Origin of the sequence: Vogesella sp. LIG4 (assembly GCF_900090205.1) — a bacterium.
GTDB lineage: Bacteria > Pseudomonadota > Gammaproteobacteria > Burkholderiales > Chromobacteriaceae > Vogesella.
On sequence record NZ_LT607802.1, the window covers coordinates 3,368,106 to 3,390,071 of the forward strand.

Annotated in this window: 18 protein-coding genes; 3 read left to right on the forward strand and 15 right to left on the reverse strand. The window is 64.2% G+C overall.

The window, feature by feature from the left end; genetic code table 11:
- Positions 1-87: 87 nt before the first annotated feature.
- The 11 genes from PSELUDRAFT_RS15635 to PSELUDRAFT_RS15680 all read right to left on the reverse strand — a co-directional run bounded on the left by PSELUDRAFT_RS15635 (position 88) and on the right by PSELUDRAFT_RS15680 (position 12,836).
- Positions 88-1,071, reverse strand: coding sequence for a GlxA family transcriptional regulator (locus PSELUDRAFT_RS15635; protein ID WP_088967716.1), 984 nt, complete (start codon positions 1,069-1,071; stop codon positions 88-90).
- A gap of 197 nt (positions 1,072-1,268) precedes the next feature.
- Positions 1,269-2,147 (reverse strand): proline/glycine betaine ABC transporter permease, encoded by an 879-nt coding sequence (locus PSELUDRAFT_RS15640; protein WP_088967717.1) that lies wholly within the window; start codon positions 2,145-2,147, stop codon positions 1,269-1,271.
- Between the two features lie 64 nt (positions 2,148-2,211).
- Positions 2,212-3,393: a glycine betaine/L-proline ABC transporter ATP-binding protein gene (locus tag PSELUDRAFT_RS15645; RefSeq protein ID WP_088967718.1), complete on the reverse strand. Its 1,182-nt coding sequence runs from the start codon at positions 3,391-3,393 to the stop codon at positions 2,212-2,214.
- A gap of 238 nt (positions 3,394-3,631) precedes the next feature.
- Positions 3,632-3,859 (reverse strand): hypothetical protein, encoded by a 228-nt coding sequence (locus PSELUDRAFT_RS19505; protein ID WP_157725158.1) that lies wholly within the window; start codon positions 3,857-3,859, stop codon positions 3,632-3,634.
- Positions 3,817-4,962 carry a hybrid-cluster NAD(P)-dependent oxidoreductase gene (locus PSELUDRAFT_RS15650; RefSeq protein ID WP_231895239.1) on the reverse strand — a complete coding sequence of 382 codons (1,146 nt, stop codon included), beginning with the start codon at positions 4,960-4,962 and terminating at the stop codon, positions 3,817-3,819. The genes PSELUDRAFT_RS19505 and PSELUDRAFT_RS15650 overlap by 43 nt, the downstream gene beginning before the upstream one ends.
- A gap of 118 nt (positions 4,963-5,080) precedes the next feature.
- The gene (locus tag PSELUDRAFT_RS15655) at positions 5,081-6,340 is read right to left on the reverse strand and encodes an SRPBCC family protein (RefSeq protein ID WP_088967719.1); all 1,260 of its coding nucleotides are present in this window, start codon (positions 6,338-6,340) and stop codon (positions 5,081-5,083) included.
- A 75-nt stretch (positions 6,341-6,415) separates the two neighbouring features.
- Positions 6,416-7,189, reverse strand: a complete 774-nt coding sequence (locus PSELUDRAFT_RS15660) for an electron transfer flavoprotein subunit beta (RefSeq protein WP_088967720.1) — start codon at positions 7,187-7,189, stop codon at positions 6,416-6,418.
- Positions 7,189-8,328, reverse strand: coding sequence for an electron transfer flavoprotein subunit alpha/FixB family protein (locus PSELUDRAFT_RS15665; RefSeq protein ID WP_088967721.1), 1,140 nt, complete (start codon positions 8,326-8,328; stop codon positions 7,189-7,191). Before PSELUDRAFT_RS15665 ends, PSELUDRAFT_RS15660 begins: the two co-directional genes overlap by 1 nt.
- A gap of 14 nt (positions 8,329-8,342) precedes the next feature.
- Positions 8,343-10,229 carry a (Fe-S)-binding protein gene (locus PSELUDRAFT_RS15670; protein WP_088967722.1) on the reverse strand — a complete coding sequence of 629 codons (1,887 nt, stop codon included), beginning with the start codon at positions 10,227-10,229 and terminating at the stop codon, positions 8,343-8,345.
- 1 nt (position 10,230) lies between these two features.
- The gene (locus tag PSELUDRAFT_RS15675; RefSeq protein ID WP_088967723.1) at positions 10,231-12,291 is read right to left on the reverse strand and encodes an NADH:flavin oxidoreductase; all 2,061 of its coding nucleotides are present in this window, start codon (positions 12,289-12,291) and stop codon (positions 10,231-10,233) included.
- A gap of 8 nt (positions 12,292-12,299) precedes the next feature.
- Positions 12,300-12,836, reverse strand: a complete 537-nt coding sequence (locus PSELUDRAFT_RS15680; RefSeq protein ID WP_231895240.1) for a DUF5943 domain-containing protein — start codon at positions 12,834-12,836, stop codon at positions 12,300-12,302.
- A gap of 936 nt (positions 12,837-13,772) precedes the next feature.
- Between PSELUDRAFT_RS15680 and PSELUDRAFT_RS15685 the strand changes: the two genes are divergently transcribed.
- Positions 13,773-14,474, forward strand: coding sequence for a response regulator transcription factor (locus PSELUDRAFT_RS15685; protein WP_088967724.1), 702 nt, complete (start codon positions 13,773-13,775; stop codon positions 14,472-14,474).
- A 4-nt stretch (positions 14,475-14,478) separates the two neighbouring features.
- Positions 14,479-16,851, forward strand: coding sequence for an ATP-binding protein (locus PSELUDRAFT_RS15690; RefSeq protein ID WP_088967725.1), 2,373 nt, complete (start codon positions 14,479-14,481; stop codon positions 16,849-16,851).
- 128 nt (positions 16,852-16,979) lie between these two features.
- Here PSELUDRAFT_RS15690 and lipA read toward each other — a convergent pair whose 3' ends face one another.
- The 4 genes from lipA to PSELUDRAFT_RS15710 all read right to left on the reverse strand — a co-directional run bounded on the left by lipA (position 16,980) and on the right by PSELUDRAFT_RS15710 (position 20,116).
- A complete protein-coding gene (lipA, locus tag PSELUDRAFT_RS15695; RefSeq protein ID WP_088967726.1) occupies positions 16,980-17,954 on the reverse strand; it encodes a lipoyl synthase in 975 nt (324 codons plus the stop codon).
- A complete protein-coding gene (gene lipB / locus PSELUDRAFT_RS15700; RefSeq protein ID WP_088967727.1) occupies positions 17,951-18,574 on the reverse strand; it encodes a lipoyl(octanoyl) transferase LipB in 624 nt (207 codons plus the stop codon). Before lipB ends, lipA begins: the two co-directional genes overlap by 4 nt.
- Before the next feature lie 7 nt (positions 18,575-18,581).
- A complete protein-coding gene (locus PSELUDRAFT_RS15705) occupies positions 18,582-18,860 on the reverse strand; it encodes a YbeD family protein (RefSeq protein WP_088967728.1) in 279 nt (92 codons plus the stop codon).
- 113 nt (positions 18,861-18,973) lie between these two features.
- Positions 18,974-20,116, reverse strand: a complete 1,143-nt coding sequence (locus PSELUDRAFT_RS15710) for a D-alanyl-D-alanine carboxypeptidase family protein (RefSeq protein ID WP_088967729.1) — start codon at positions 20,114-20,116, stop codon at positions 18,974-18,976.
- Between the two features lie 319 nt (positions 20,117-20,435).
- Between PSELUDRAFT_RS15710 and ilvA the strand changes: the two genes are divergently transcribed.
- Positions 20,436-21,965, forward strand: a complete 1,530-nt coding sequence (gene ilvA, locus PSELUDRAFT_RS15715) for a threonine ammonia-lyase, biosynthetic (protein WP_088967730.1) — start codon at positions 20,436-20,438, stop codon at positions 21,963-21,965.
- Position 21,966: the final 1 nt, after the last annotated feature.

The following is a 21,966-nucleotide window of genomic DNA, read 5'->3' on the forward strand; positions in this document are numbered from 1 at the left end:
GTGGCAGCAACTGCCAGATTGCCATGTCGCCCGCAGTCAACTTGCTTGCTTTCGACAAGCAATTGCCAGCAGGCGCCTTGATTGAGATCACATAATTGCCGCTTCGAGCGCCAGCTGCTGGCGTTCACGGCTTGGCGGGTAGCCGAACAGGTTGCGATAAGACTTGGAAAAGTGGGAAGACGACAAAAAGCCTGTGGCGACAGTGACTTCCATCACGCTCATATTGGTCTGCAGCAGCAGCTCGCGGGCGCGGCGCAGCCGCAGGTCCAGGTAGTACTGCGCTGGCGTGCTGCCCAGATAGCGCTTGAACAGGCGCTCCAGGTGGCGCAACGACACCCCCAGCTCGGCGGCCAGGTCGTCCAGCGGGCGCGGGTTCTCGATGTTCATTTCCATCGCCAGCGCGGCATCGATCAGCGACTCGTGGCCGGTACCTACCCGCGCCAGCAGCGGGATGTGCTGGTGGTCGTGCTGGTCGCGGATGCGGTCGACGATGAACTGCGCCGACACGTCTGCGGCCAACCCCTTGCCGCCCTTGTGGCGGATCAGGTTGCACATCAGATCCAGCGGCGCGGTACCGCCGCTACAGGTAAGCCGGTCGCGGTCGATCACGAACAGTTCGCTGGAGAACTGCGTCTTGGGGAATTCTTCACGGATGGAGGACAGGTTTTCCCAGTGGATGCTGCTGCGGTAGCCGTTCATCACCCCCGCCTTCGCCAGGGCGAAGGCGCCGGTACAGACTCCGCCCAGCGGCACGCCGGCGCTGGCAAAGCGGCGGATGATGGCCAGCGCGCCATCGCTGGCGGCTTCGCGCACCTGGATGCCGCCGCAGACGATGAGCAGGTCGTAATCGCCCGGCTCGCCCGGCGCGGTGGTGGGCGCCAGCGACAGGCCATTACTGGCAGCCACCGGCTGGCCGTCAGCGGAGATCAGCGACCAGCGGTACAGCCTCTTGCGTGACAGGTGATTGGCCATGCGCAGCGGTTCCACCGCGTTGGCAAAGGCAATCATGGAAAAATTGGGCAACATCAGGAAACCGATGTGAGCGAGCGAACCAAGTTGTTGCGGGCTCATGGTGACCTCCGGTGGATGGTGTGTGGTTGGGGGTGTGCACCTCGTGGCGGGTGCTAGAACAAACGTGAACCGGTACTGGTGTTGCGGCAAGAGCCTGTTTACGAAGTTGCGCGCCAGCAGGCGCGCAGCCGATCGTAAACAGGTTCCAACGGGCCGGTCATGCCGGCCCGCCATTCAGATTAAAGCATCAGCCTGTATCAGTGGCCTCCCTGCTGCGGCGCCGGGCCGCGGCCAAAGCTTTCGGTCAGGCGGTCGAGGATGATGGCCAGCAGCACCACGGCGAGACCGCTCTCGAAGCCAAGGCCCACGTCCAGACGCTGGATACTGGCCAGCACGTCGTTACCCAGGCCGCCAGCACCCACCATGGAGGCGATGATCACCATCGACAGCGCCATCATGATGGTCTGGTTGACGCCAGCCATGATGGCCGGCAGCGCGATGGGCAGCTGCACCTTGAACAGCAGCTGGGTCGGGGTACAGCCAAAGGCGTGGCCGGCCTCTACCTGCTCCTTGTTCACCTGGCGGATACCCAGGCTGGTCAGGCGCACTGCCGGCGGCACCGCGAACACCACGGTGGCCAGGATGCCCGGCACGCGACCCAGGCCGAAGAACATGGCGGCCGGAATCAGGTACACGAAGGCGGGCATGGTCTGCATGAAGTCCAGCACCGGGCGCACCAGGGTGTTGGTACGGCGGCTACGGGCACACCAGATGCCCAGCGGCACGCCGATCATCAGGCTGATGAGGGTGGCAGACAACGTCAGTGCCAGCGTGGACACCGTTTGCGCCCAGAAACCGGTGACCAGGATCAGGGAAAACGCAGCCAGTACGAAGGCAGCGAATTTCCAGCCAAGGCGCCAGATGCCGAGAGCAAAGAAGAAGCCGATGAGCAGCCAGGCCGGCAGCGACAGCAGCGCCACCTCGATGTGTTCGGCGAACAGGTCCACCGATTTGCCGATGGCGTCGAAGGCCCCGGCGTTGTTGTCCAGCAGGAAGCGGATGAAACCGTTAACCCATTCGCCGATGGGCAGGAAGCTGTGTGGATTGGCGATGAATTGCTGCCAGAGGTCGTTCATGGTGGGGACTCCATTCGGGACAGGCGTCGCGCGCCGTCCTCATCAATCGGGGATCGGTCGCGGCTCAGTGTACGGCGCTGCTTTGCAGGCGGTGTTCCGACAACTTGGACAGCACGCTGGAGGCAGTGATCACCCCCAGGTAGCGGCCATCGTGGTCGATCACCGGCAGCGGCTCGCGCTGCCCCTGCAGGCGCTTGAGCACGTCCGGCAACGCCGACGCCGGCGTGATCGGCGATACCGGCACACAGCGCTCGGCCGGATTACAGCCTTCCGCCCCCAGCGAATCGCGGCCCACCAGGCCCAGCAGCTTGTGGTCGCCGGACACGCAGGCCACCCAGTGGTGCTGCGGGTCGGCGGCGCCGGACAGATTGCCGTTCACCATCAGGCCCACACCATGCGGGTCGATCAGGTCCTTGGCCAGCAGGTAGCGCGAGGTATCCACGCTCTTGAAGAATTCCCGCACGTAGTCTTCCGCCGGGTTTTCGATGATCTCCTGCGGCGTGCCCACCTGCACCAGGCGGCCGCCCTCCATGATGGCGATGCGCGAGCCGATGCGCAGCGCCTCTTCCAGATCGTGGGACACGAAGAAAATGGTCCGGCGATGGTCGCGCTGCAGCTGCAGCAGGATGTCCTGCATCTCGCTGCGCTTGAGCGGGTCGAGTGCCGAGAACGCCTCGTCCATCAGCATCAGAGACGGGTTCACCGCCAGTGCGCGTACCAGGCCGACACGCTGCTGCATGCCGCCGGACAGCTCGTGCGGCATCTTCTTGGCGAAGGTGGCCAGACCAACCTGCTCCAGCACCTCCATGGCGCGCTTCTCGCGCTCCTTGCGGCCAACCCCGGCGATCTCCAGGCCGAAGGCGGCGTTATCCAGCACGTTGCGATGCGGCATCAGCGCAAAGCTCTGGAACACCATGCTCATGTCGCGGCGGCGCAGCGACACCAGGTCGTTGGGGGACAGTTTGGTGATGTCCTGGCCATCCAGCAGGATGCGGCCGTCGGTGGGATCCATCAGCCGGTTGATGAGTCGGATCAGCGAGGACTTGCCGGAGCCGGACAAACCCATCAGCACGAAGATTTCGCCCTCGTTGACCGAGAACGACACGTTGTTCACGCCGACTACCTGGCCGGTACTGCGAAATACCGACTCCTTGCTTTCTCCAAGCTTGAGTAGACGCATTGCTTCTTGTGGCTTTTCTCCGAAAACCTTGTACAGGTTTTCCACCACGATCTTGCCTGACTGCATTGCTTTCTCCTTTGCCCTGGCGAGGCTGCCGTATTGCAGCAAGCGCCGTGCCCGCCGTGCACCGATGCACGGGAGCGTGCTGCGCCACACCCAAGCTGTTGTAGTAATTGATTTGTATCAAGGAAAAAGATATGGACGATACGCTTGAGGAGCCAATGATCAACCGACACCAACCTGCCCGAAAACGACATCGCACCAATCAGTACCACAAGTGGAGGCGAAATCAAGGGAATGCCCGTCAGACGGGCACTTCCAGCGCACTTTCGGTGCATGCTGCAGTGGCGAAAAACACAACTATTGTCGCCAGAAGACAGGTGTCGGACAATTTGTCCATATCTTGGTTCAACCAACGCTCAGGCGTAAAAAAACCGTTCAACCCGCAGGTGAACGGTTTTTTTCGTGCCAGCGTTGCAAAAAAACAACTCAGCGATCCAGCACCACCGGTGTCAACGGCACGCTGCAGCAAGGCAAGATCCAGCCCTGGTCGATCTCGCGCTGGCGGATGCCGCCACCGTGTTTCATGTCCACCTTGCCTTCCAGCATCTTGGTCTTGCAGGTACCACACAAGCCCTTGGAGCAAGACGAGGGCACGCGCAAGCCCTGCTGCTGCGCCGCAGCCAGAATGGTCTGCCCGGGCTTGGTCTGCACGATGTCGCCCAGTTTGGCAAAGCGCACCTCGAAGCCGGTTTCGCCCTCGCAGGCGGGTGCAGCCTCCTCCACCGCCGCTTCCGCGGTGCTGCCGGCGTTCAGATCGGCAAAGTTGAAGCTTTCCTCGTGGTAGTGCGTCATGTCGAAGCCGGCGGACTGCAACAGCTCGCGCGCCCCGGTCATGTAGGGCGCCGGGCCACAGCAGAACACCTCGCGTTCGCGGAAATCCGGCACCAGCCGCTCCAGGCCGGCCAGATCCAGCCGCCCTTCCAGGCCCGTCCATTCCGGTTCCGGATGACGGCTCTGCACGATCGCTGCCTGGCGGAAGCCGTGGCGCGCCCGTGACAGCTGCACCAGCTCGTGGCGGAAGATCAGGTCGGCCGGCGTGCGGGCACTATGCACGAAAGCCACGTCGATGCTGCCGCCCAGGTCACCCAGCGCGCGGCTCATCGACATCAGCGGCGTAATGCCGCTGCCGGCCGACAGGAACAGGTAACGCTCGGCCGGAGCGTGGGCGAAACTGAATTCGCCGGAAGGCCCCAGCACGCTGATATTCATGCCCGGCTGCAGATTGTCGTGCAGCCAGTTGGACACCTGCCCGCCCGGCACGCGCTTGACGGTGATACTGACCGTGTCCGGCCGCGTCGGCGACGAGGACAGCGTGTAGCAGCGGTTCACCGTCTGGCCGTCGATACTCAGCTCCAGAGTGATGAACTGGCCCGGCAGGTAGGCAAAACGCCTGGCCGGCACCGCGCGGAAGGTGAAGGTGCGTACATCGTGGGTTTCGTCATGCACCGACACGCACTGCAGCGTGTCATCGACGCCGCCTTGCCAGTAAGGCGCCGGAGTGGTGAAGGCAGAGGTGGAAGTGGCGGTAGTCATGGTGTCACCCTGTTGCTTGTCCGGCAGGGTTGGCCGCATGCGGCCAACCTCCGGTGGTGTGTGTGATGCTGCCTTGCTTGTCCGGCAGCCTGGGCGGGTGCGCAGGCTGCCGGGCGCAGGTCTCGTTGCCGCTGCCGTGGCAGCGGGCGGGTACGGCTTACTCCAGTGCTACGCCCAGGCGGCGGATATACCAGTCGGTAAACTTCTCCACCAGGGTTTCGGTAAACGGCGAGTACGGGCCAGGCTTGTAGGCCGAGCTCTTGGTGCCACGATGCGATTCTTCCACCAGGTGACGGTCCTGGTCGTTGGTAGCGTTCCACACCGCAGTGAGGTTCTTCACGTCGTAATCCACGCCTTCTACCGCATCCTTGTGCACCAGCCACTTGGTGCGCACCAGTGTGGTATCCGGGGTAAGCGGAATCACGCTGAAGGTCACGATGTGGTCGGCCATGAAGTGGTGCCAGGAGTTGGGCTGGGTCCAGAACGACAGGCCGCCGATGGAGGCATCCTTGAAGTCGGCCAGCAGCTTCTTGCACGCTGCGGTGGTGTCCAGCGTCTGCGATTCACCGCTGCGATCCAGCGGCATGCGCATGGTGCGGAAGCCGGTCACGTCGGACAGGCGCTCCACCTCGGTGGACGGCAGGCCACAGGATTCCCAGTGCTGATGGCGGTCGGCCACCATCTCGTCGTACTGGCGCAGGCCCTCGGCGGTTTCTTCCTTCGGGGCGAAGCCGTAGCTGTAGGCGAACAGCGATACGGTCAGCTCCGGGTGGTTGCTGGTGCAGTGGTAGCACTCGCGGTTGTTTTCCAGCGTCAGCTTCCAGTTGCCCTGCTCGATGATGTCCACCTGCACCGCCACCTTGGTGTTCTCGATCTGGTGCGGTGCGATGTACGGGGTCATCACCTCGGCCATGGCGTCGAAATCCGCCGGCGGCTCGTCGGCCAGGCAGATGAACAGCATGCCGGCCATGTCACGCAGGTGCACCGACTTGAGGCTGTGGTGCGACAGGTCGAAACCTTCCTGCATGTGGTCGGCGAAAATCAGCTTGCCGGAGAGGTCGTAGGTCCACTGGTGGTAGGGGCACACCAGGTTGCCGACGGTACCCTTTTCCTCGGCGCACAGACGCGAGCCACGGTGACGACAGACATTGTGGAAGGCACGGATCTGGTTGTCGTCGTCGCGCAGGATCAGGATGGGCTGATGGCCCAGCTGCACGGTCATGTAGTCACCCGGCTCCGGCACATCCACCGACACACCGACATAGATCCAGTGCTTGCCGAAGATGTGTTCCATGTCGGCATCGAACGCCGCCTGCGAGTTGTAGAACGGCGCCTCCAGGCTGTGGCCCGGCACACGGCGGGCCACCAGTTCGCGCAGGTTGACGGCCGGATGAAACGCGATCGTGCTGCTAGTCATGATGAACTTCTCCAAAAACAACGCGGTTACGTGGGTGCGCTGTTGCCGGGTGGGACGGAAAACAGCAGGTAGTTGTCAGAAATCGACGAGATGATGGTCGCGCAGGTAGTTCAGCAGAACTTGCGCTTTTTCGACCGGATCGCCCTGTTTTACGACCATGCCGCCAGCCTTGGCGCCATCGGTGGCAATGGCGCCCAGCATGCGCTCGTGACCGCTGGCACGGCTTTGCGCCACCAGCGGGCGTGCACGGCGGTCGGCCGGCTCCAGATGCACCACGCCCGGCTGCAGATTCGCCGGCGACAGATGACGAACCTGGCCTGCCAGCAGTCGCGCATAGACATGCGGCAGCGGCGCGCAGGCGCGCTCGTGCACTGCCACGATGGCCGGCGTGGCAGCCGCCAGCCGCCGCCGCTGCCCCTTGGGCAGATACTGTTCCACCTCGATCTCGCTACCCTTGATCTGCAGCTGCAGTGCATCCGGCAGCAGCGGCAGGTTCAGCTCGTCGGCCAGCAGGTAGGGCAGCATGGCGCTGCCCTGCCCGCCGCCGGCGCGCCGACCGCACAGGATCAGGTCGACATCCTGCAGCTGGCGCGACAACACGCGGGTGATGTCGGCGCCGGCCACTACCGGCAGTACGTTGATGCAGCTGACGCCCTGCGCCAGGTAAGGCCCCAGCGCGGCGTCGTCGGCATCGCCGGCATACAGCACCAGCAGATGCTGCGGCGACGGCACCAGTTGCATGGCCAGTGCCAGCGCGGCGCTGTCGGCGGCGGCGGCACAGGGGCGGCCGCTCACCGGGTGGGTGGCCGGCGCCAGCAGCACCGCCACTTTCAGGTTCTGTTTGCTCATCAGGCAGTCTCCAGCACAGGGTTGGCCGCAGCCGCACCACCGGCGGCGCGCTCGGCGGCCAGCAGGCGGTTGAGCGCGGTGATCAGCGCCTGGCAGTCTTCCACCAGGGTCAGATCGGCGCGTTTGACGATGGGCGCGGCGGCATCCAGGTTGACGGCAATCACGTGCCGGCATTCCTTGATGCCCTGCAGGTGCTGCACCGCGCCGGAGATGCCGAACGCCAGATAGGCGCTGGCCTGCACCGTCTTGCCGGTGGCACCCACCTGCTGCTCGCGGGCAAAGCGGCCGTCGTCCACCGCCACCCGAGAGGCGCCAACCGCGGCCCCCATGTGCTCGGCCAGCTGCCGCAGCCCGGCGGTATCCTGCACGCCGTTGCCGGCGGAAACGATCAGGTCGGCCTCCTCCAGCGCCAGCTGCGAGGCCGGGCAGCTGCTGGAGCCCAGATCCCGCACCCGCTCGCTGGCCTGCGGCAGCGGCAGCGTGCCGCCCTCCGCACCCAGGCCGCGATACGGCAGGCGGGCATCCGCCGCCTTGCGCGCCAGCAGCAGCACCGGCGGCAGCGGCTGCACCGCGAACTGTCCGGCCGGTGCCAGGCTGCGCACTTCGCGCCCCGGCACCACTTCGATGGCATCGCAGGCTACCGCCAGACGCTGACGGCTGGCGAAGCGCCGCCCCAGGTCGGCATCGGCGCCGCGATCCGGCATGCACAGCTGAGTCGGCGACTCGCGCTGCCACAGTTCAGCCAGCAGCGCGAGCTTGCGCTGCGGCGCGTAGCCGATGTCTTCCACCAGCAGCACGCGGTCGGCGCCGGCCTCACCTGCGGCGGCCACGCTATCGGCGGTGCCGCCGAACAGCAAGGCAAGCACTTCGGTCTGGGCCGAGGCCAGGATGGCGGCTGCGGCCAACGTTTCGCGTGCCGCTTCGTCCAGCGCGCCGCGGTCGGTGTGGATCACCACCAGGCTGCGCTGCTGGAACGGGCCGTTGCTGCGCAGCGGTTTGGCCTGGCTGTGGCCGTGGGCCTGCTGTTGTTGCTCGCGGCTGCCCACCTCCTCGCCCAGCACGATACGTTTGAGTCCCGACGGCCCGATCACATAGGGGCGCCGCGGGTCGATACGCGGAATGGCGCTATTGTTGAACATGACTTCCTCCGCTGTTATTTGGCCAGGCGCGCGGCAACCAGCTCGGCCAGTTCCACCACTTCCGCCCGTTGCCCCACCACGCCTTCCAGCATCGCGGTGCAGTTCGGGCAGGCCACGGCAACCTGGCTGGCGCCGGTAGCACGCACGTCGTCCATGCGCATGTCCGGAATACGCTGCTTGCCGGGAATATCGGTAAACGAGGCACCACCACCCCAGCCGCAGCAACGCGACTGCATGCCGGAACGTTCCATCTCCACCACCTTGATGCCGATACCCTTGAACACGCGGCGCGGTGCATCGGTTTCGCCGTTATAGCGCGCCAGGTAGCACGGGTCGTGATAAGTGATGGTGGTGGCTTCGGCGTCGGCCTTCAGCGGCAGCTGGCGCTTGTCCAGCAGCTCGGCAATCACCTGGCTGTGGTGCTGAATGCGGTAGTTGCCGCCCAGCGCCGGGTATTCGTTGGCCAGGCAATGGAACAGGTGCGGATCCGGGGTAACGATGTGGTCGAAGCTGTAGTGACGCAGCGTGGCCATCATCTTGTCTGCCAGTTGCTGGAAGGTGGCCTCGTCGCCCAGGCGGCGCGCCAGGTCGCCACAGTCTGGCTCGGCTTCGCCCAGCACGGCTATCTTGAGGCCCGCCGCTTTCAGCACTTGCACCAGGGCGCGCAGTGCACGCTGGTAGCGCATGTCGAAGGCGCCCTCGCCAGCCAGCAACAGCCAGTCGGCGTGCTCGCCCGGCAGCAGCACCGGTACGTTCAGATCCACCGCCCAGTGGTAGCGTGCAGCCAGGGGGTAGCCGCCCACGGTGTCGGTGTCGCGCAGGTTGGCCAGCGCTTCGGCACCCTTGTTCGGCACCGCGCCGCGGGTCAGCGTGACATGACGACGCAGGCTGATCACGGTATCCACGTGCTCGATCAGCATCGGGCACTCCTGTACGCAGGCGCGGCAGGTGGTGCACGACCACAGGGTTTCTTCCGCCAGCAGGCCACCGAGAATCGGCTGCTGCGCATCACCGCCGCGCAGCGCCTGACCCGGGTGCGGGTTGCCGGCATAGCCCTGGCCATCGCCGGAGGCCAGACCGGTCACCATATCCTGGATCAGTTTCTTCGGGTTCAGCGGCTGGCCGGCAGCATAGGCCGGACAGGCGGCTTCACACTTGCCGCACTGCACGCAGGCATCGAAGGACAGCAGGCGGTTCCAGGCGAAATCGGCCGGCTTTTCCACGCCGAAATCATTGGCTTCCAGGTTCAGCGGCTTGAGGTCGGTGGAGCGCTTGCTGCCGGAGAAACGCTCCTGGCGCGGATGGAAGGCCAGGTGCAGCAGGCCGGCCACCGCGTGCTTCATCGGGCCGCCAAGGCCAATGCCCAGCGCCAGCTCGGCACCACCCAGCGTCAGCCCGGCCAGCGCCAGCAGCGCCAGGATGCGCGCGGCACTGCCCAGTGCATCACCGCTGAGTGCCAGCACGGCGGCCAGGCCTGCACCCACGGCGAACAGCAGCAGGCTCTTGGGCAGGCGGTTCCACGCGCCCTTGGACAGGCGCGGCGGCGGCGACTGGCGGCGGGAGCGCACCAGCATTGCGCCGACGAACATCATTACCGCAGCCAGCAGCATCAGCACATCCAGCGCCGGCAGGTACAGCATCAGGCCATAGTTGGCCGCAGCCAGCGCCAGCACCGCTACCGCGCCGCCAGCCACCGCCACGTGGGCACGGGCGATGAACGGGTCGCGCGCCACCACGTGGTGCAGGTCAACGAAATAGCGTTTCGGGATGGCAAACAGTCCGGACCAGGCCACCTGGGCGGCGCGCCCCTGGCGCCACAGGGCGGCACGACGTGCCAGCCCCAGCGACAGCAGGGCCGCGCCCAGCCAGAACAGGCCGGTAAGCGCAAGCGGGAAGTTCATGTCAGAAGTCCTTCACCAGACGCAGCGCGTCGTAAATCGCGCCGTGGATGTTGTGCATGGAGATGCAGTCGCCGACACGGAACAGCAGGAACTCGTCGCCCTGCAGCGGTTCGGACAGGCAGGGCTGCGGCTGGGAGGCGAACAGGGTATGCACATCGGTGATGCCCTGGTTCTTGGAACGCTCCTTCAGCGACCAGTACAGCGTGTCGTTGGGCAGGATGCCGTTTTCCACCACCACCTGGTCCACCGCGCGCTCTTCCAGCGCCTCGGTGTACTCGTTGCGCAGCACGGCGATCAGCTTGTCGCCCTCGCGGTAGACGCGATCCATCCAGAAGTTCGGGGTCGGGATCATGCCCTGCGCGTACAGGCGGCGGTAGAAGATCGGGAAGGTAGTGCCGCCGGTGTCGTCGCCCACTTTCACGTCCGGGGTAACGATTTCCACCTGGCTGCCGCGGCTGGACAGGAAGTCAGCCACGCCAAAGCCGGCATGACCGCTCACCGCGTCGTAAACCAGCACGTTCTTCTTCGGCTCAACCTTGCCGGACAGGATGTCCCAGCCGGTAACCGCCAGGCCTTCGGCCACGCCCCAACCCGGCACCATGCCGCTATTGGGTACGCCACCGGTGGCCAGCACCACGATGTCCGGCTTCTCGGCCAGGATCATCGCTTCGTCGGCAGCGGTGCCGAGGCGGCGATCCACGCCCAGACGCTGGGTTTCCATGTCCAGCCAGCGGATGATGCCGGCCATCTGCTCGCGCTGCGGCGCCTTGGCGGCCAGCACGATCTGCCCGCCCACCACGTCGCTCTTTTCGAACATCACCACATCGTGGCCGCGTTCCTTCGCCACGCGGGCGGCTTCCAGGCCGGCCGGGCCGGCACCGACCACCACAACCTTGCGCTTGAGCTTCGCTTTTTCGAAGGTGTGCGGCATGGTGGCTTCACGGCTGGTGGCGGCATTCTGGATGCACAGCACGTCCTGGCCGAAGTACTGGCGGTCGATACAGTAGTTGGCGCCCACGCACTGGCGGATCTGGTCTTCCTTGCCGTCGCGGATCTTGATCACCAGGTGCGGGTCGGCAATGTGGGCGCGGGTCATGCCCACCATGTCCACCATGCCGCTGGCCAGGATGCGCTCGGCCTGGTTCGGGTCGCGGATGCTCTGCGCGTGCATCACCGGCACCTTGGATACCGATTTGATGCCGGCGGCCAGATGCACGAACGGCTCCGGCGGCAGCGCCATCGGCGGCATGCAGTTGGCCAGGGTATTGTGGGTGTCGCCACCGGAACCAACCACCGACAGGAAGTCGATCATGCCGGTCTCGGACATTGCCTGCGCAATATCCTTCAGCATGTCGTGGGTCAGGCCGTCTTCGTGGAACTCGTCACCGCACATGCGCAGGCCGACACAGAAATCGGCGCCCACTTCGGCGCGGATCGCCTCGAATACCTGCATGCCGAAACGCATGCGGTTTTCCAGCGAGCCGCCGTATTCGTCGTCACGGAAGTTGGTGCGCGGGCTCCAGAACTGGTCCATCAGGTGCTGGTGGGCGGCGGACACTTCCATGCCGTCCATGCCTGCGGCCTTGATGCGGCGCGCGGCCTGCGCGAAATCGGCGATGATGCGCTTGATTTCGTGCTTCTCGATGATCTTGGCGTTACCGCGGTGCACCGGTTCACGAATGCCGGACGGGCTGACCAGATGCGGCCAGTGCTCGCCGTAGTAGCTGGAGCGGCGGCCCATGTGGGTAGCCTGGATCATGATCTTGGCGCCGTGGCGGTGCATGGTCTCGGCCAGCCGCGACAGCGGATCGATGATCTTGTCGGTGGACAGGTTCACCGACTTCCACCAGCTTTGCGGGCTGTCGATCGACACCGGGCTGGAGCCGCCGCAGATCGCCAGGCCCAGGCCGCCCTTGGCCTTTTCCTCGTAGTAGCGGATGTAACGCTCACCCGGCAGCCCACCCGGCTCGGCATAGACCTCGGCGTGGGCAGTGCTGACGATGCGGTTGCGGATGGTCAGCTTGTTGAGGGTGATCGGTTCAAACAGGTGCGGGTAACGCATGGCTCACCTCACTTCGGCTCGACAGTGAATACGCAGTACTCGGCGCCTTCACCGGCGCACTGGGTTTCCGCGCTGATGGTGTGGTAGTCGTGGCCCAGGTGTTCACCCACCCAGTCCATGGCGCCGGAGAACCAGCCGGCAAACATGTAACAGGCCATGCCTTCGCTCTGCGGTGCGCCAGCCACGCCCTGCGCCAGTACGAAGCAGGAATTGTCGAGACGGATCTTGGCGTGGCCGCTGGCCGGATCGGCACTGATAAAGGAGAACTGGCCCCAGCCGCGCTGCGACAGGCGGTTCAGGTAATGTTCGAATACCGCCATGCCCTGCAGGCCGTGGGTACGTGCCTCGCTGTCACACCAGAAGTAGGCCGAGCGGTAACCGGCGTCGTACAGCGCCTCGGAATAAGTACCACGGCCCAGCGCCGCCTCTACCGCCATATGGTTGTTGACGAAGAAATGGCGCGGCACATACAGCATCGGCAGGCCATTGGTGGTCCACACGCCGGTATCCTGGTCGACGTCGATGGGTACGAGTGGTTGCATCATGAGTCTCCTGCACGTTGTGTTGCGGGCACGGGGTGCGCTCCGCCAGTCAGGAGAAATGTTGCATGAGGGCCTTGCGGCCAACCTCGGCGGCAACGACCGGTATTTGCCGCCTGCCGACACAATCGGTCGAAATTGCAGTAGTGCCGCCACCGGGCGTGGCGCTGCCGTACCGCAGCCCGCACCGCCGCCACTGGTCAGGCTGCCAGCCGGCGGCATTACCCTGCCCGGTTTGCTCCAGAGAGGCCGGTCGGATTTTGGCGCATTGCTGTCGCACACCGGACAATCGCTGGCGAACAGCCTGAATACAGTCGGGCATCACCCGCCCGAATAAGGAGCGCACGCATGCGCGCCGTCCTGAAACTGCTGCAAGCCAATGCAATGGAACTGTGCGCCATCGCCCTGCTCGCCGCCACGCTGTTCCTGCTACTGTAATTCCCGCCTGTTGCCGCGCAGCGCTCAAAAGCTCAGCGGCACTCCCTGCTCTGCCACACCAGACCAGTCCTGTCGCCAGCCTCCCGCCCCAGTGCGGATGTGCCATCACGCCATCAAGCCTTATTCAAAGTAAATCCAAACAAGCTGCACTAATTGTCAAAAACGCCCCCTATTCCATAACTGCTGAGTGATCCATATCGAATACCGGCCGGCCAGCCAAATAGGCTGCGCGATTACTGCCACACCCTGCTTATTTATCGCCAAACCACCAGCAAAAATAGAAAAGCACTTAATAATCAGCACACTAAATAAATATATTTTTTAGCCATAGATAAGCAGCATCATGCCTTCCATGATTCGACCCTGACTAAAATCCGCCGTTCGAAGGCACAAACCGCCCTGCCTTTACATGGCCATTTCACTGCGCTATTTTGTTTAAAATACTCGCCTGAAAATCGCCGTCGTCTTTAACAAAGACCAAGCACTCCACACACGAGGCTCCGCATGATTCACTCCTTTCACCCCCGCATCAGGGTTGTCATCCTCGACGATCACGCCATCGTGCGACAGGGGCTGGCCACACATCTGGGCCAGGAATCCGACCTGGAAGTAGTGGCCAGCTTCGCCTCGGGCCGCGAACTGGTAGCCGCGCTGAAAAGCAAATCGCTTGTTGCCGATGTGCTGGTGATCGATTACTCGCTAGGGCCGGCGGAAATCGACGGCATCAATCTGATCAAGCTGCTGCGCACGCGCTACCCGGGCGTGAAGATCCTGGTGCTGTCGGCCTCGCACAACAAGGCCACCGTCAATATGGTGATGCACGCCGGCGCGCAGGGCTTTGTCGGCAAGGACGAAGAAGTGCCGGAACTGGTGCGCGCCATTCGCAGCGTTGCCAACGGCCGCAAGCGCATCAAGGAAGAGCTGTTTACCGAAACCGGCCATCGGCTGCCGCAGGCAGCGGACGCGCCGCCCGACGAAGATGCCGCGGACGACGAGTCGCCGCTGCTGAACCGCCAGGAGCTGAGCCCGCGCGAATACGAGGTGCTGCGTTGCTACCTGGACGGCATGTCGGTAACCGAGATCGCCGAAAAATTCATGCGCAGCGTCAAGACCATCAGCACGCAGAAACAGTCCGCCTACCGCAAGCTGGGCATTCATACCGACGCCGAGCTGTTCAAGATCCGCCAGCAACTGGAAAACGGCTGACACCATGCGCCTGCGCCACCGTTGCGGCCTGCTGGCGGCACTCTTGCTGCCGCTTCCCGCGCTCGCCTTCTTCGCGCCCAACTTCAGCCCGGAGGAAAAAGCCTGGCTGGCGACGCACCCGGTGGCCAGCGTGGTCTACGATGCCGACTGGCGGCCGATCGAATACATCCAGAACGGCAAGATGCAAGGGTTGGCCGCAGGCTACCTGGAGGCCATCACCCGCATCAGCGGCCTGCAGTTCAAGCGGGCGCCCACCAGCTCCTGGACCGAAGGCGACAAGGCACTGCTGGCCGGCAGCATCGATATCGCCCCCACGCTGTCACGGCTGCGGCTGCCGGCGGTGCTGGACGGCAAGCTGCTGCTGACCTCCGACTACTTCAGCGCCTCGATGATCCTGGTCACCCGCCCCAACGGGCGCATTTATTTCGACCTGAACCAGCTGAACAATCACAGCGTGGCCTTCAAGCGCGGCAGCGCCTACATCAAGCTGCTGCGCGAGCGCTACCCCGGAATAAGAGTCGTCGAGGTGCCCAGCCCGCAAGCGGCACTGGAAGCCGTCATGGCCGGCGACGCTGATGCCGCGCTGGACATGGACCTCATCCTGGAACCGCTGCTACGCCGCCAGTTCTACAGCTCGCTGCAGGTCTCCGGTGTGCTGGCCGACCTGCCGGTATTCCTGGCCATGGGCGTGCGCAAGGATCAGCGCCTCCTGCACGGCATCCTGGAAAAATCGCTGCACGCGCTCACCGCCGAAGAAGCCAACCATATCAATAGCGACTGGCTGGAAAGCAGCGACTACGGCGCACCGTCGCTGCGCGCCATCTGGGGCTACCACGGCGCCAGCATCATTGCCTTGCTGGCGCTGGTGGCACTAATCGCCGCACTGGGCCTGCGCGCCGAGTTCCATCGCCGCAAAGCCAGGCACAGCGAGCAGATGAAAGCCAGCTTCCTGGCAGTGATGACCCATGAAATCCGCACCCCGATGAACGCCATCCTGTCGGCGGTGGAGTTGCTGGAAAAAACCCGGCTGGACGACAAGCAGCGCAACCTCGCCAGCGTGGCCCGCACCGCCTCCGACTCGCTGCTGTCGCTGCTCAACGACATCCTGGACATTTCCAAGCTGGAAGCCGGCAGCGTGGTACTGGAAACAGTCGCCACCCCGATGGTGGGCTGGGCGCAGGAAACCATGCAGATGATGCACAGCCGCGCCGACCAGAAGAACCTGGTGCTGACGCTGGTCACCAACTTCGACCGCGCCCTGCTGCTCGACATCGACCCGACCCGGCTGCGGCAGATCCTGGTCAACCTGCTGACCAATGCCATCAAGTTCACCGAACACGGCGGCGTTACCGTCACCCTGTCCTACCGCAGCATCGGAGCCAACGACGAGCTGGGCGTGCTGGAGCTGGAGGTTGCCGACACCGGCATCGGCATCGCCCTGAACGAACAGGAGGCGATCTTCGCCCCCTTCCATCAGGCCGACTCCAGCACCACCCGCCGCTACGGCGGCACCGGGCTAGGTTTGAGCATCTCGCGCAAACTGGCGCAGCTGATGGGCGGCGGCATCCTGCTGAAAAGCGAGCCGGGCAACGGCGCGGTGTTCACCGTCAGCCTGCCTGCCAAGCGCACCAGCCCACCGCGTGACGAGCGCCCCGCCGCACAGGATGATGCGTCGCAGCCGGGCAAGCACGACGGCAGGCGGCGACCTACGGTGCTGGTTATCGACGATCAGCCGGCCAACCTCGCCATGCTGGATGCGCAGCTGGAAGAGCTGGGCTGCGATGCCACGCTGTGCGACAACAGCGGCGATGGCTGGCTGCTCAGCGCCGAGGAGGCATTCGACCTGATCCTGCTGGATTGCAACCTGCCGGAAATCGACGGCTACACCCTGGCGCAGCGCATACGCGAACGGGAAAAACTGCAGGACCGGCACACGCCGATACTGGCCATTTCCGCCTCCGGTGACCTGGCGCACCAGCAGCGGGTAATGGAAAGCGGCATGGATGGCCTGTTGCCCAAGCCTATCCGTCTGAACGCGCTGCAAACCATGCTGGAACTGTGGTGCGACGCGGAATTCGAAACGGCAGCAGGCCATGCCGAAGTCAGCAGCAGCGAATTCGAGCCGGTGTACATCGACAGCCTGAATGACGATCTCGACGATCTGGAGCAGGCGCTACACCAGCAGCAGCAGGAGCTGGCCCGCCACTTCGCCCACCGCATCAAGGGCGCGGCGCTGTCCACCCATCACGACACGATTGCCGACCTGGCCACCCGGCTGGAACAACTGCTCACCGGGCCTGGCATCGACGACGAGTGCCAGCCCCTGCTTGCCGCCCTGCGCCAGGAAGCGCTGACACTGCTGAAAGCCATGGGCTGAGCAGCGGCAAAGGTTGGCCGCACGCAGCACGCCACCCCAAAAGCAAAGCCCTTTCGCACAGCGAAAGGGCTTTGTCTTTATGTGCCGATGCCGCCCACAGGGCGGCATGGCTCATGGCATGCGCCGAATCAGTTCGATACCAGCGCGCAGGCATCCACCACGCCGGCTTCGTGCGCCTGCACGTCGGCATGGTAGCTGGAGCGCACCATGGCACCCACGGCCGCGTGCTTGAAGCCCGCGTCGTAGGCCTTGTTCTCGAAGGCCTTGAACAGGTCCGGATGCACGTAGCGCAGTACCGGCAGGTGACCGTCGGTAGGCTGCAAGTACTGGCCGATGGTGATCATGTCGATATCATGGGCGCGCATATCGGCCATGACTTCGTACACTTCCTCGTCGGTTTCGCCAAGGCCCACCATGATGCCGGACTTGGTCGACACTTCCGGACGCAGCTTCTTGAACTCCTGCAGCAGCTTGAGCGAATGCAGGTAGTCGGCACCCGGGCGAGCCTGCTTGTACAGGCGCGGCGCGGTTTCCAGGTTGTGGTTCATCACGTCCGGCGGGGTCTGCCTGAGGATGTCCAGCGCGATGTCGAGGCGGCCGCGGAAGTCCGGCACCAGCACTTCGATCTGGGTGCTGGGCGACAGCTTGCGGATTTCGCTGATGCAGTCGGCAAAGTGCTGGGCACCGCCGTCGCGCAGGTCGTCGCGGTCCACCGAGGTGATCACCACGTACTTGAGCTTGAGCGCGGCCACGGTTTCGGCCAGGTGCTTCGGCTCGTTCGGGTCCAGCGGGTTCGGCCTGCCGTGACCGACGTCACAGAACGGGCAACGACGGGTACAGATGTCACCCATGATCATGAAGGTGGCGGTACCCTTGCTGAAGCACTCGCCGATGTTCGGGCAGGTGGCTTCCTCGCACACGGTATGCAGCTTCTGCTCGCGCAGAATCTGCTTGATCTCGTTGAAGCGCTGGCCGTTCGGCAGCTTGGCGCGAATCCACTCCGGCTTCTTGAGCTTTTCATCCAGCGGCACGATCTTGATCGGAATGCGCGCGGTCTTGTCGGCGCCCTTGTGCTTTACGCCGGCCTGGTTGTCCAGTTTCATGCTGTCTCCTTGATCACCGTCAGATTGCGCTCCAGGTGCGGCAACAACTGTTCGGCGGTTTGCGTCACGGTAAGCGAAACGCCGTGATTCTTCAATTGGGTCACTCTTAGTCCGGCGTAACCGCAAGGGTTGATCCAGCTGAACGGGGTCAGGTCCATGTCCACGTTCAGGCTCAGGCCGTGATATACCGCACCGTTCTTGATGCGCAGCCCCAGCGAGGCGATCTTCTCGCCGGCCACGTACACGCCGGGCGCGTTCACGTCACCGTAGGCGGTGATGCCCAGCTCGGCCAGCAGATCGATCACCGACTGCTCGATGCGCCGCACCAGCTCGCGCACGCCAATGCCCATGCGCTTGAAGTCTATCATCAGGTACACCACCAGCTGGCCGGGGCCGTGGTAGGTCACCTGGCCGCCGCGGTCGCACTTCACCACCTCGATGCTGCTGGGCATGATCAGGTGTTCCGGCTTGCCGGCCAGGCCCAGGGTGTACACCGGCGGGTGCTCCAGGCACCACAGCTCGTCCGGCGTATCGGCCGTGCGCTGATCGGTGAACGCCTGCATGGCCTGCCAGGTGGGGGTGTAGTCCACCAGGCCGAGGTGTTTGACGATGCGACTCATGGCAGCCTTACAGCACCCACTTCACCAGCACGTGGCTGGTCAGCGAGCGGTAGATGTTATCCAGGTGCTCGCGCGAGGTGGCGGTCACGGTAATGGTCAGCGACACGTACTTGCCGCTGGAGCTGTCGCGCGTGGTGATATCCGTCTGCGCCAGGTCCGGCGCGTGCACACGCACCACTTCAAACATGATCAGCTGGAAATCCGGCTGGCTCTCGCCCATCACCTTGATGGGAAAGCGGCAGGGAAACTCCAGCACGTCGTTGATATCGGTTACTTGCTTGCTCATTTCACGTCCTGTACTGCAAAAGGGCACCTCGAAAAGCCACGGCTTTCTCGTGGCACCCATAGGTTGGCCGCACACCGGCAGCTATCTACCCCATGTGCGGCCAGATGCAGGAATTACCAGCCCAGCCAGAGCTTGATGCTGTCCCACAGGCGGCTGAGGAAGCCACCCTGTTCCACCGGCTGCAGCGCCACTACCGGCTGCTCGGCCACAACCTTGCCATCCAGCGACACGCTGAGCTTGCCCACCACCTGGCCGGCCTTCACCGGCGCGATCAACGGCTGGGTGGTGCTCAGTTGTGCCTTGAGCTGGCCGGCCTGGCCACGCGGCACGGTCACGAACACGTCGCGGGCGAAGCCTACCGTCAGCAGCTTGCTGGCGCCCTTGTACACCGGCACCTCTTTCACGGCCTTGCCGGCAGTGTACAGCTTGGGCGTTTCGAAGAACTGCAGCGCGTAGTTGAGCAGCTTGGAGCTTTCCACTGCACGCGCTTCCTCGCTGGCGGTACCCACCACCACGGAAATCACGCGGCGGCCGTCACGATGGCTGGAGGCGATCAGGTTGAAGCCGGCGCTGGCGGTGTGGCCGGTCTTCATGCCGTCCACGTTCGGGTCGCGGTACAGCAGCAGGTTGCGGTTCGGCTGGGTGATGTTGTTGTAGGTGAACGACTTCATCGAGTAGATCGGGTAGTACTCGGGGTAGTCGCGCACGATGGCGGAGGCCAGGATGCCCAGATCGTGCACCGTGGTGTAGTGCTGCGGGTCCGGCAGGCCGGTGGCGTTGCGGAACTGGGTGTTGGCCATGCCCAGGCGCTTGGCCTCGGCGGTCATCATCTGGGCGAACACCTGCTCGCTGCCGGCAATGGCTTCGGCCAAGGTGATGCAGGCATCGTTGCCGGACTGCACGATCATGCCCTTGACCAGATCATCCACCTTGGCCGGGTGTTTCGGGTCCAGGAACATGCGCGAGCCTTCTTCCTGCCAGCCGGAGTGCGACACGGTCAGGGTCTGATCCATCGACAGGCGTTTTTCGCGCAGCGCCTTGAAGGTCAGGTAGGCCGTCATCAGCTTGGTCAGCGAGGCCGGCTCGATGCGCGAATCGGCATCGCGGGCAGCTACCACGGTGCCGCTCTGGTAGTCGGTCAGGTAGTAGGCCTTGCCGGCGATTTCCGGTACCGGGGGGACAAATGCGGTTGCGGCCTGGGCCAGCGAGGCCAGCGACAAGGTCGCGGCCAACAGAATGGAGGTGGTTTTTTTCATTGGAACATCAAGGTTGGTGAGGTTGCCGCAAAACAGCCCGACATTATACACGGCGATGCGCCCCTGCCCTGTCCGGCCACACAGAAAAATTGCCATAACCGGCAGCAAGCTTCGCCCCGGCAACCGTTGCTGACACGGCAATGCCGGCACAAGTTTCCCGCCGCGCACGATTTCCGCCGGCATGACCCCGCCCGACCCGCTGCAGCACGCTGCCGCATGGCGCTGCAGCGCACAAAACTGTCCCGCGCAAGCATTCCCCGCGCCGGATGTTCCTGCTACTCTGCCCGTTCAGGGACAAAAAATACGGAAGCACCACACCATGCCGCACCCCAAGGATTATCTGGAACGCATCCTGACCGCCAATGTCTACGACGTGGCCATCGAAAGCCCGCTGGACCTTGCGGCCAACCTCAGCCGCCGCACCGGCAACACCATTCTGCTCAAGCGCGAAGACTTGCAGCCGGTGTTCTCCTTCAAGCTGCGCGGCGCCTACAACAAGATGTCCAAGCTCACTGCCGAGCAGCGTGAAAAAGGCGTGATTACCGCCAGCGCCGGCAACCATGCCCAGGGCGTGGCACTGTCGGCGCAGCGCCTGGGCTGCGAGGCCACCGTGGTCATGCCGGTGACCACCCCGCAGGTGAAAATCGACGGCGTCACCCGCCGCGGCGGCAAGGTGGTGCTGTCCGGCGAATCGTTCAGCGACGCCTACCTGCACGCCATGACGCTGGTGGCTGAAAGCGGCAAGACCTACATTCCGCCGTTCGACGACCCGGACGTGATCGCCGGCCAGGGCACCATCGGCATGGAGATCCTGCGCCAGCACCCCGGCCCTATCGATGCGGTGTTCGTTGCCATCGGCGGCGGCGGCCTGGCCGCCGGCGTGGCCAGCTATATCAAGCGCCTGCGCCCGGAAACCCGCATCATCGGCGTGCAGCCGGTGGATTCCGACGCCATGAAGCAGTCGATCGAGGCCGGCCAGCGCGTGGAGTTGAAAGACGTAGGCCTGTTCGCCGACGGCGTGGCAGTGAAACTGGTGGGCGAGGAAACCTTCCGCCTCTGCAGCGAGTTGCTGGACGAGGTCATGCTGGTGGATACCGACGCCATCTGCGCCGCCATCAAGGACATCTTCGAGGACACCCGCTCCATCACAGAGCCGGCCGGCGCGCTGGCAGTGGCGGCAGCCAAGGCCTACGTGGAGCGCGAAGGCTGCAGCGGCAAGACCCTGGTAGCCGTCAACAGCGGCGCCAACATGAACTTCGACCGCCTGCGCCACGTGTCGGAGCGCTCCGAGCTGGGCGAGCGCCGCGAGGCCATCATCGCGGTGACCATTCCGGAAAAGCCGGGCAGCTTCAAGAAATTCTGCAGCGTGATCGGCAACCGCAACATCACCGAGTTCAACTACCGTTTTGCCGACCCCAGCGTCGCCCACGTGTTCGTCGGGGTGCAGATCAGCGGCAAGGATGACGTTGGCCGCATCGTGGACGAGTTGCGGGCCAACGAGCTGGAGGGTCTGGACCTCACCGACAACGAACTGGCCAAGCTGCACATCCGCCACCTGGTGGGCGGCCATGCACCACAGCTGAAGGACGAGCGCGTGCTGCGCTTCGAGTTCCCGGAGCGCCCGGGCGCGCTGATGCGCTTCCTGGAGGCGATGCACACCGACTGGAACATCAGCCTGTTCCACTACCGCAACCACGGCGCCGACTACGGCCGCGTGCTGATCGGCATCCAGGTACCGGAAGAGGACAACGCCGCCTTTGCCGCCTTCCTCGACAAGCTGGGCTACCCGTGGGCGGAAGAAACCGACAACCCGGCGTACAAGCTGTTCCTCGGCAAGACGCTGCGCTGAA

What these genes read in the sequence shown, in the direction of transcription:
- PSELUDRAFT_RS15635 (WP_088967716.1), bottom strand. Translation starts at nt 1,071, where the DNA reads ATGAGCCCGCAACAACTTGGTTCGCTCGCTCACATCGGTTTCCTGATG.
- PSELUDRAFT_RS15640 (WP_088967717.1), bottom strand. Translation starts at nt 2,147, where the DNA reads ATGAACGACCTCTGGCAGCAATTCATCGCCAATCCACACAGCTTCCTG.
- PSELUDRAFT_RS15645 (WP_088967718.1), bottom strand. Translation starts at nt 3,393, where the DNA reads ATGCAGTCAGGCAAGATCGTGGTGGAAAACCTGTACAAGGTTTTCGGA.
- PSELUDRAFT_RS15650 (WP_231895239.1), bottom strand. Translation starts at nt 4,962, where the DNA reads ATGCGGCCAACCCTGCCGGACAAGCAACAGGGTGACACCATGACTACC.
- PSELUDRAFT_RS15655 (WP_088967719.1), bottom strand. Translation starts at nt 6,340, where the DNA reads ATGACTAGCAGCACGATCGCGTTTCATCCGGCCGTCAACCTGCGCGAA.
- PSELUDRAFT_RS15660 (WP_088967720.1), bottom strand. Translation starts at nt 7,189, where the DNA reads ATGAGCAAACAGAACCTGAAAGTGGCGGTGCTGCTGGCGCCGGCCACC.
- PSELUDRAFT_RS15665 (WP_088967721.1), bottom strand. Translation starts at nt 8,328, where the DNA reads ATGTTCAACAATAGCGCCATTCCGCGTATCGACCCGCGGCGCCCCTAT.
- PSELUDRAFT_RS15670 (WP_088967722.1), bottom strand. Translation starts at nt 10,229, where the DNA reads ATGAACTTCCCGCTTGCGCTTACCGGCCTGTTCTGGCTGGGCGCGGCC.
- PSELUDRAFT_RS15675 (WP_088967723.1), bottom strand. Translation starts at nt 12,291, where the DNA reads ATGCGTTACCCGCACCTGTTTGAACCGATCACCCTCAACAAGCTGACC.
- PSELUDRAFT_RS15680 (WP_231895240.1), bottom strand. Translation starts at nt 12,836, where the DNA reads ATGATGCAACCACTCGTACCCATCGACGTCGACCAGGATACCGGCGTG.
- PSELUDRAFT_RS15685 (WP_088967724.1), top strand. Translation starts at nt 13,773, where the DNA reads ATGATTCACTCCTTTCACCCCCGCATCAGGGTTGTCATCCTCGACGAT.
- PSELUDRAFT_RS15690 (WP_088967725.1), top strand. Translation starts at nt 14,479, where the DNA reads ATGCGCCTGCGCCACCGTTGCGGCCTGCTGGCGGCACTCTTGCTGCCG.
- lipA (WP_088967726.1), bottom strand. Translation starts at nt 17,954, where the DNA reads ATGAAACTGGACAACCAGGCCGGCGTAAAGCACAAGGGCGCCGACAAG.
- lipB (WP_088967727.1), bottom strand. Translation starts at nt 18,574, where the DNA reads ATGAGTCGCATCGTCAAACACCTCGGCCTGGTGGACTACACCCCCACC.
- PSELUDRAFT_RS15705 (WP_088967728.1), bottom strand. Translation starts at nt 18,860, where the DNA reads ATGAGCAAGCAAGTAACCGATATCAACGACGTGCTGGAGTTTCCCTGC.
- PSELUDRAFT_RS15710 (WP_088967729.1), bottom strand. Translation starts at nt 20,116, where the DNA reads ATGAAAAAAACCACCTCCATTCTGTTGGCCGCGACCTTGTCGCTGGCC.
- ilvA (WP_088967730.1), top strand. Translation starts at nt 20,436, where the DNA reads ATGCCGCACCCCAAGGATTATCTGGAACGCATCCTGACCGCCAATGTC.